Here is a 3,491-nt window from a genome sequence, read left to right on the forward strand (position 1 = left end):
TCTTTGTCCCCTAACTTTCGGCGAGTCCCCCCAGACTTTTTGAGAAGCTTCCTTTGGTTTCCTTTATTTCTTGCTCGCTCATGATTAAAATTTTTCCTGATTTTCAACAGATTTTCTCTACCATACTCATCCTAAGAACCTTGATCGAAGTTTTCTTAATACTTTTTTTGTGTTACAGATAAAAAACTTAATTATCGAGGTACGTTTTTCAAAGCTTCAACAATAACTTGAGAATCTGAGCCGGGTAAATGGGCATTTTGACTAATATATCTTTTCCAGGCTTTTGTCCCTGGAATGCCCACAAATATGGCTAACAAATGTCGACTAATGGAATGAAGTTTATAACCAGAACTTACCCAATTATCGATGTAAGGTAACATTTTTTTGATGATTTCATGACGGGTTAGTGGTGTTATGTTGTCGTGATAAATATCTCGATCAACTGTAGCAAATAAATAGGGGTTATCGTAAGCAGCTCTACCGATCATCACTGCATCTACTATTTCTAGATGTTTTTCTACTTGTTCGAGATTAGTAACACCACCATTTATCTCGATCAAAAGGTGAGGAAATTCTTGTTTGAGATGATAAACATCTTCGTATCTTAAGGGAGGAATATTGCGATTTTCTTTGGGACTTAATCCTTTTAACCAAGCTTTTCTTGCGTGTACGGTAAACCTTTGACACCCTGCCTCAGAAACAATCTTAACAAAGCGAGCCATGTTATCATAGCTATCTTGATTATCGATGCCTATTCTATGTTTAACTGTCACTGGAATATTAACACTACTTCGCATTTTATCAACGCATTGTGCAACTAATTCTGGGTTTGCCATCAAACAAGCTCCAAAATGACCGCTTTGAACCCGATCGCTCGGACATCCCACATTCAAATTTATTTCATCGTAACCCCAATCTTCGGCAATTATGGCGCATTCTGCTAATTCTTGGGGGTTGTCTCCCCCTACTTGTAGAGATAAGGGTTTTTCCTCGGGGGAAAAGTCCAATAATTTCGAGCGATCGCCGTGTTTAATAGCTGCGCTGACGATCATTTCTGTGTATAGTAGAGTGTGACGAGTTATCTGCCTCATAAAGTAGCGAAAATGGCGATCGGTATAGTCCATCATTGGTGCTACACTTAATGGGTTTATTAGGTAGTTTTGATTGTCATTCATCTATATAAATCAGTGATCAGTTCTGAGAATTTAAGTCTGAGGTATAAGGGAACAATGAACAGTCAACAGTGGTAACTGATAACTAGTCACGAAAAGATATCTCATCAATCATTATTTATTGCTATATAAATCATTCATCGGTTACCGATAAGTTATCAGTAAATAGTGATAACTGCTTTAATAGTTTACTATTATAGATTACTTTTTAATATTGTATCAAAATGAGTCTATTTATTGGCGATCGCATTTTAGTTCCGATTGATTTTTCTCAAGATTCTTTTAATGCACTTGATGAAACACTAAACTTTATCAAAGATCCTAATAAAATCACGGTTATTCACGTTTTATTACCTTTAGAATCCGTTGATCCTGGTGTTATTTGGTCAACATTAAACGATGACACTCGCAAAGATAATGTTAAAAATTCTTTTTATGAACGTTATCCTAAATCTTTGGTTGATGACTTAATTTTAGTGGTTAAAATAGGAAATCCCAGTTTAGAAATTGTTGATTATGCTAAAAAGGATAACACTGATTTGATTGTTATCGCTTCTCATGGACGCACGGGAATAAACCGATTTTTGTTAGGATCGGTTACAGAAAAAGTTGTTCGCTTAGCTGAATGTCCTGTGTTAGTTTGGCGCAGATAGCTTATAATGACATCAAATAACATTAATGATTATTTTTTTGCACATAATTATCTGTCTTTTTTTAATTTTTCATAATGGACAATAACTCAAAAACAATGAAACTTATTTTACATCCTGGTCATGGTAAGTGTGGATCTTCTTCAATTCAAAATTTTCTCTACGGCAATATCAATAAATTAGAAGAAAAAGGTGCCTATTTACCTGATAAAGATTTTTATTTTTCTTTTGAAAAAAATAATATTTTACAAAACAGAAAGACACCAGTATTATATTTTAAAAAGCTGATTGATGACGATAACATCATAGCTTTTGAGAGAAGATTAGGGGAAGTTCTAGTAAAAGCAAGAGAAACTAACTGTCGGAAAATTCTGATATCAGCGGAGAATCTAGGTAATATGAGAGGCATTAGTGAAGGGAGAAAAATTCATGAAATTTTAGCGTCTTATTTCGAGCAAGTAACTGTTATTTTTTATCTGAGAAGACAAGATGATTATCTAGTATCCAGTTGGCAACAATGGGAACATAAAAAAGGTTTATCACTAAATGAGTATATTGAAGAATCATTAGATTTATACCGACCAGATTTTCTCAAGATTATTAGATTTTTCGAAGAAATCTATGATAAAAATAGTTTAATTGTAGTTCCTTTGAGTAAAAAAAAATTTAAAAATAACAATTTAATTGCCGATTTTTGCGAACGAACTCAACTAGATATTATCAATAATTATCCACAGATACAATCCAATCAAAGCTTAAATCCATATTTATGTGATGTCTTAAGGAGAACTCCGAGTATTTATCAAGATGTTCATGATCTATCTATTAAAAAGTTACTCACTAAATATATTGATAGCACTGACTTCATTTTTTATAACGATAAAACAATTCTTGACCAACAAGAGAGAATCAAGATATTAAAACGGTTTGAAAACGATAATAAGATAATTCATCATCAATACTTTAATGATTTGCCTTATGATGATTTTGTTGGGTTACCTTTGCCAAAAAACAATACTTCTGATCACCTAGAAGATGACATGGAGAGGTTAAAAAATATTGTTGCTATTCAAATGGAAATCATTATCAAACTACTAAAGGATCGAGACAAGGAGCAAATTCAAAAAAAACAAAATTCTAACCTACGGAGAAAACTTACTCAGAACGTTAAGAAAATAACCAGAAAAGTAATTGAAAAATTCACATAAACTCAACACAAACATTGTAACTGGATAATCTTAAGAGACATTTTTGTAAATGTCTCTTAAGATTATTTCAAAGGTCACATACAACCTTTTACAGAAACAGTGTAAGTTTTAGCTATGGAAACAGGATCACCAACAAATAAATTTACTTGAACTGGGATATTGTCCTCTTTGGGAGATCCTTTTATTTCTATTGCTTGTCCTGAGGGATAATTTTTCTGTTCGTTATAGATTTCATCAGCAGTATCATCATTGTATTTAAGATAAGCTCTTACTTTATATTCCCCTTCACTTTTGGGAATAAAAGTAATGATATATTGATTGTATTGTTTGAGAGGAATAATCGAAAAATCTGTATTCCAATTATTGTTTACCCCTACACTCGCAGGACCAATAACAGGAATAGAAACGCCAGGGTAAGCTCATCTAAAATCCGCTTGACAGAAGGCATTGAGAACAGTCAT

The 3,491-nt window shown here is 33.0% G+C and carries 3 protein-coding genes; 2 read left to right on the forward strand and 1 reads right to left on the reverse strand.

What is annotated here, in order from left to right; genetic code table 11:
- Nucleotides 1–191 precede the first annotated feature (191 nt).
- A complete protein-coding gene (gene dusA / locus P9B04_RS17340) occupies nt 192–1,175 on the reverse strand; it encodes a tRNA dihydrouridine(20/20a) synthase DusA (protein ID WP_342056232.1) in 984 nt (327 codons plus the stop codon).
- A gap of 221 nt (nt 1,176–1,396) precedes the next feature.
- Between dusA and P9B04_RS17345 the strand changes: the two genes are divergently transcribed.
- Both P9B04_RS17345 and P9B04_RS17350 read left to right on the forward strand, forming a co-directional pair.
- Entirely contained in the window at nt 1,397–1,825 is a 429-nt protein-coding gene (locus tag P9B04_RS17345; protein WP_342056233.1) for a universal stress protein, read from the forward strand.
- Nucleotides 1,826–1,920: 95 nt separating this feature from the next.
- A complete protein-coding gene (locus tag P9B04_RS17350; RefSeq protein WP_342056234.1) occupies nt 1,921–3,030 on the forward strand; it encodes a hypothetical protein in 1,110 nt (369 codons plus the stop codon).
- Nucleotides 3,031–3,491 lie beyond the last annotated feature (461 nt).

It is taken from the genome of Crocosphaera sp. Alani8 (genome assembly GCF_038442745.1).
GTDB lineage: Bacteria > Cyanobacteriota > Cyanobacteriia > Cyanobacteriales > Microcystaceae > Crocosphaera.

Excerpts from the sequence above, each read along its gene's own strand:
- dusA (WP_342056232.1), bottom strand. The coding sequence starts at position 1,175 with ATGAATGACAATCAAAACTACCTAATAAACCCATTAAGTGTAGCACCA.
- P9B04_RS17345 (WP_342056233.1), top strand. The coding sequence starts at position 1,397 with ATGAGTCTATTTATTGGCGATCGCATTTTAGTTCCGATTGATTTTTCT.
- P9B04_RS17350 (WP_342056234.1), top strand. The coding sequence starts at position 1,921 with ATGAAACTTATTTTACATCCTGGTCATGGTAAGTGTGGATCTTCTTCA.